Origin of the sequence: Plectonema cf. radiosum LEGE 06105, assembly GCF_015207665.1 — a bacterium.
Lineage (GTDB): Bacteria > Cyanobacteriota > Cyanobacteriia > Cyanobacteriales > Nostocaceae > Rivularia > Rivularia radiosa_A.
Window position 1 is genome coordinate 1 of record NZ_JADEWL010000257.1, and the last position, 4,342, is coordinate 4,342.

Below are 4,342 nucleotides of genomic sequence, written 5' to 3' on the forward strand. Positions count from 1 at the left end.
ACTGTTCCCCCCGAACCCTATTCCCTATTCCCTAAACCTAATTCGTTTGCAAGAATATTATCAAGGATTCGTTGGGGAAGTAATCTGGCAACTATCCAATCAAAGAAATGATTTGGCACAATGGGATAACGTACTTTCGGTTTTGCAGTTGTCAAAGCTTTCCAAATTAAGTTTCCCACATCTTCTACTGGATAACCAGAACGTCCTTTTTTCAGAGCGTAGTCGAGAAATTTTTTACTTGGAATTGCAAATTTGGTATTCTCGTAGGGAGAAAAGTCCATTTTTTCGGCTTTATCCCAAATTGGTGTCACCACAGAACCCGGACCAATTATAATTACATCAATTCCGTAAAGCATGAGTTCCCGTCGTAATGATTCGGAAAATCCTTCTAAAGCAAATTTGGATGCGCTATAAGCACCAAGAAATGGCGATGCTATTTTGCCACCAACGGAACTGATATTAATAATTCTTCCCGGTTTACTTTTATAAGTAGAATTGGTTCCCAATAAAGGTAAAAAAGCTTGAGTAACAATTAGTTGTCCAATTAAATTAACTTCTATTTGTTTACTAAATTCTGCAATTGGTTGATGCATCAAAGGTCCACCTATGGCGATACCAGCATTATTTACTAAACCAAGTAAGTTATTACCATTAATTTGATTACTAACTTGCTCAGCAGCTTCACGTACCAATTTTTCGTCAGTAACATCAAATATTAAAGGTGTAAATCCATCACCAAATTCATCACTTAAACGTTTTGCATCTTCAGGTTTGCGAACGCTCCCAAATACATGAATTCCTTTACTATTTAATACTTTGAGTGTACCCCAACCTATACCTGTGGAAACTCCTGTAACAACAACATTTTGCATATTTTTCTCCAAAATAAAAAAACTTGAAAGCTAGAAATTAATAATTAAAAGTTTTTCAATTTTAACCTTTAACCTTCCAGCAATTCTTCAGTATCTACTCTTAATTATCGATACAACTGCTTTTTTAAAAGCTTTCTAAATGCAGCAGGGATTTGGAGAACAAAATTTTTCCGCAATTTATAATTTTCTGAAAAAATAATAATGTAGAGACGGGGTGTATTGCAACATCTCCAAAAATTAGCATACCAACGAATCAATTTTATATATATAAAATCAGCTATTTTATTTATTCCTTGTTTTTTATATCTTTAAAGCACATTCAACGATACTACCTAAGAATCACTATTTAACATCACTAATTCTTATCAAAGCCAAAAAATCTATAAAAAAGTAATTTGTTCTCAGTAATTAATAAAATTATGTATTTTATCTAACTTGCCTTGAGGTGACAAAGGAATGTAGTTTGGTTTATTAATAGCAAATTTACTTAAATTAATTCAGTATAATGAAAAAAATATACTTATTTTTGCCACTATGGATTTTAATAGCGTCACCTGGCTTTGTCCAAAATTTTACATTTGAAACAAACAATCAATTTAATATTCATAAACAAGCAGAGGATAGTCCTGCAAAACCACGCAAAGACCATCGCGGTAGTGGTCGTCGAAATAATAATATAGTTCGTAATTCTTAATTGAAGGGAGTAGGGAGTAGGGAATAGGTTCGGGGGTGATTAATAAATGAACCATATTAATATATTAATTAAGAGACAGCATAACCCGTATCTGGTCTTTTAATCGGTGAATGAAATCCTAATACAATATCGGATTTAGGAATTCCTTTGTCTAATAATTGCTCCGCAACCCTTAAATCCGTACCGTCATGCTGCACCCAGACTTTACCATTATCATTAACATCAATATGTAAATAGCAACCATAAGTACGTTTAGAACCTCGCCATCCGTTAAAATAAAGTAAATAATGACCGCGCTCATCGTCAAGAATAATTTGATTTTTAATTTCATCGTCGGGACGTTCGCCAAGTTTGCCTATACCAATTGCAAGTTGACGAACAATTGATTTATAGTTAGTTACTTTATCCATCTTTCTATAATTGCTTTTTCTATATGATAAATCAGCATTTTTACTTGATAGCGTCTTAACAACTCTTGAATAAAGTTATCCTGAAAAAAATCTTCATAGATATCATCTGGAATCGCTAAAAATAACATTCTTTCAGGCATCTTTTTCTCAAGAGCATATTGATAGAAATTAAACTGTCCTAAAGCTAAATAAAAATCCTGTAACGTTGAAACACCAATAAAGCTTTTAATTTCTACAGCAATCTTTTTACCTGCTTTTTCTGCTGCAATTAATCTTTCTGCTCCTAAATCTACTTGAATTTTTCGTTTTCCTGCTTCTACAAATAATGGGTCGTCAGTTATCAGCCATCCTTCTTTGATAAGCGCTGCTTTGACTATTTCATGGTACTTGTCTCTAGCCATAAAAATTACAGGAACAGATAGCTAATTTCTATTTTAGATTAACTCATATCATTGTTGATTTTTTTCGGACAACACTGTCAAATGGTGTTTTTAATTTTTAATTAATAACGATAATTTTTTCAAGATAAACACGTAAGATTATAGTATAAATTCTATGCATTCTTCCCTCAGAAATTTATATGCGTGTTTTATCTCGGATATTTCTTTTATTTAGCATTACTTTTTATTCTCCAATAGCTACAGCCGCTTTTATTCAACCGTTACGTAGCAAAAGAGCAATGGTAGTTTCAGCCCATCCTTTAGCTAGCGACGCTGGGTTAGAAATGTTACATAAAGGAGGTAATGCTGTTGATGCTGCTGTTGCAACGACTTTTGCAATTTCCGTAGTTGAACCTTTTTCAGCAGGAATTGGTGGTGGCGGTTTTTTGTTAATGCACGACTCGAAAAGGCGCACAATTCAGGCTTTGGATTTTCGCGAGCGCGCTCCGTTAAAAGCTACAAAAAATATGTATTTGGATAGTAGCGGTAAGGTGCGTCCCAATGCAAGTATTAATGGTTATTTGGCTGTGGCTACTCCAGGAACTGTAGCGGGTATGTATGAAGTTCATCGTCGCTATGGTAAGTTATCTTGGAGTAACGTTGTTGCACCTGCGATTCGGTTAGCGAAAGATGGTTTTGCTGTTGAAAACAAGTTTGTCCAAGCTGTTCAAAGTCGCAAAAACGCGATCGCAACTAACCAAGCAGCGCGAGCTATTTTGACTCGCAACGGTAATTTTTATCAACCGGGAGAAATCCTTGTACAGCAAGACTTAGCAAGAACTTTACAAAATATCGCTGTAAATCCAGCCAGTTTTTATAGGGGAAGAATCGCTCGTAATATTGCCTCGGATATGGCGAAAAATGGCGGTTTAATTACTTTACAAGATTTGCAATCCTACAAACCGATTTGGCGTACCCCAGTATGCGGTAATTTTCGCCCCGCACTTCGTGAACGTAAAGCTCAAGTTTGTTCGATGCCACCACCGTCATCGGGAGGCATACATTTATTACAGATGTTAAATATTATCGGCGATACTGACTTAAAATCTTTAGGATGGCACCACCCGGACGCGATACACTTAATGGTGGAAGCGATGAGAATTGCTTATGCTGACCGTTCGGAATATTTAGGCGACCCTGATTTTGTCAAAGTTCCTCAACAACAACTTATTAATCCAGAATATGCAAAATTTCGCCGTCAGCAAATTAATATGCAGCGTGCTAAACCTTCTACTCAAGTCACGCCAGTTAATAAGAGGACTTTACAGAAATTTAGTCAAATACCATCAAGATTAATACCTGCAAATACCAATCCCAAAATTAAACGTTCAAAATACTACGAATCGACACAAACCAGTCATCTTACAGTTATCGACGAACAACGCAACGCTGTCAGTTTAACCTTTACCATTAACTTGGGTTTTGGTGCTGGTATAGTCACACCAGGAACAGGAATTATTCTTAATAATGAAATGGATGATTTCGCCGCAGCACCGCGAGTTCCCAACGCTTTCGGCTTACTCGGTAATGAAGCGAATTCTATCGCACCCCGCAAAACTCCTCTATCGAGCATGACTCCCACAATTGTCACTGAAAACGGACGGTTGCGGATGGCTGTAGGTACTCCCGGAGGTAGCACCATTATTACTCAAGTATTACAAATAATTCTTAACGTCTTGGAATTCGATATGGATGCAGGAGCAGCAGTTTCCGCATCGCGCATCCATCATCAATGGTTTCCTGATACATTGCGCGTCGAACCTTGGGGGTTGGATGCACTAACTTTACAAGAATTACAGCGTCGGGGACACAAAATCAACCAAACGAATCCTTGGGGTAACTCTAACTTAATCATCGTCAAGCCAGATGGAACCTTAGAAGGTGCAGCCGATCCGAGGGGTGAAGGGGCAGCTAGAGGGATTTAGG

General features: G+C 36.8%; 5 protein-coding genes. 2 read left to right on the plus strand and 3 right to left on the minus strand.

Annotated features, from left to right (window positions below):
• Positions 1-17 precede the first annotated feature (17 nt).
• A complete protein-coding gene (locus IQ247_RS31520; RefSeq protein WP_193926118.1) occupies positions 18-872 on the minus strand; it encodes an SDR family NAD(P)-dependent oxidoreductase in 855 nt (284 codons plus the stop codon).
• A 505-nt stretch (positions 873-1,377) separates the two neighbouring features.
• Between IQ247_RS31520 and IQ247_RS31525 the strand changes: the two genes are divergently transcribed.
• Positions 1,378-1,566 (plus strand): hypothetical protein, encoded by a 189-nt coding sequence (locus tag IQ247_RS31525; RefSeq protein ID WP_193926120.1) that lies wholly within the window; start codon positions 1,378-1,380, stop codon positions 1,564-1,566.
• Between the two features lie 68 nt (positions 1,567-1,634).
• On the opposite strand, the gene IQ247_RS31530 is transcribed toward IQ247_RS31525, so the two are convergent.
• Both IQ247_RS31530 and IQ247_RS31535 read right to left on the minus strand, forming a co-directional pair.
• Complete coding sequence (locus tag IQ247_RS31530; protein WP_193926122.1) at positions 1,635-1,976, minus strand: XisI protein; 342 nt, start codon at positions 1,974-1,976, stop codon at positions 1,635-1,637.
• Positions 1,964-2,377, minus strand: a complete 414-nt coding sequence (locus IQ247_RS31535; RefSeq protein WP_193926123.1) for an element excision factor XisH family protein — start codon at positions 2,375-2,377, stop codon at positions 1,964-1,966. Before IQ247_RS31535 ends, IQ247_RS31530 begins: the two co-directional genes overlap by 13 nt.
• A 179-nt stretch (positions 2,378-2,556) precedes the next feature.
• Between IQ247_RS31535 and ggt the strand changes: the two genes are divergently transcribed.
• Positions 2,557-4,341: a gamma-glutamyltransferase gene (gene ggt, locus IQ247_RS31540; RefSeq protein WP_193926125.1), complete on the plus strand. Its 1,785-nt coding sequence runs from the start codon at positions 2,557-2,559 to the stop codon at positions 4,339-4,341.
• Position 4,342: the final 1 nt, after the last annotated feature.

Coding starts and splice junctions, on each gene's coding strand:
- IQ247_RS31535 (WP_193926123.1), bottom strand. CDS start 2,377: ATGGCTAGAGACAAGTACCATGAAATAGTCAAAGCAGCGCTTATCAAA.
- IQ247_RS31530 (WP_193926122.1), bottom strand. CDS start 1,976: ATGGATAAAGTAACTAACTATAAATCAATTGTTCGTCAACTTGCAATT.
- IQ247_RS31525 (WP_193926120.1), top strand. CDS start 1,378: ATGAAAAAAATATACTTATTTTTGCCACTATGGATTTTAATAGCGTCA.
- IQ247_RS31520 (WP_193926118.1), bottom strand. CDS start 872: ATGCAAAATGTTGTTGTTACAGGAGTTTCCACAGGTATAGGTTGGGGT.
- ggt (WP_193926125.1), top strand. CDS start 2,557: ATGCGTGTTTTATCTCGGATATTTCTTTTATTTAGCATTACTTTTTAT.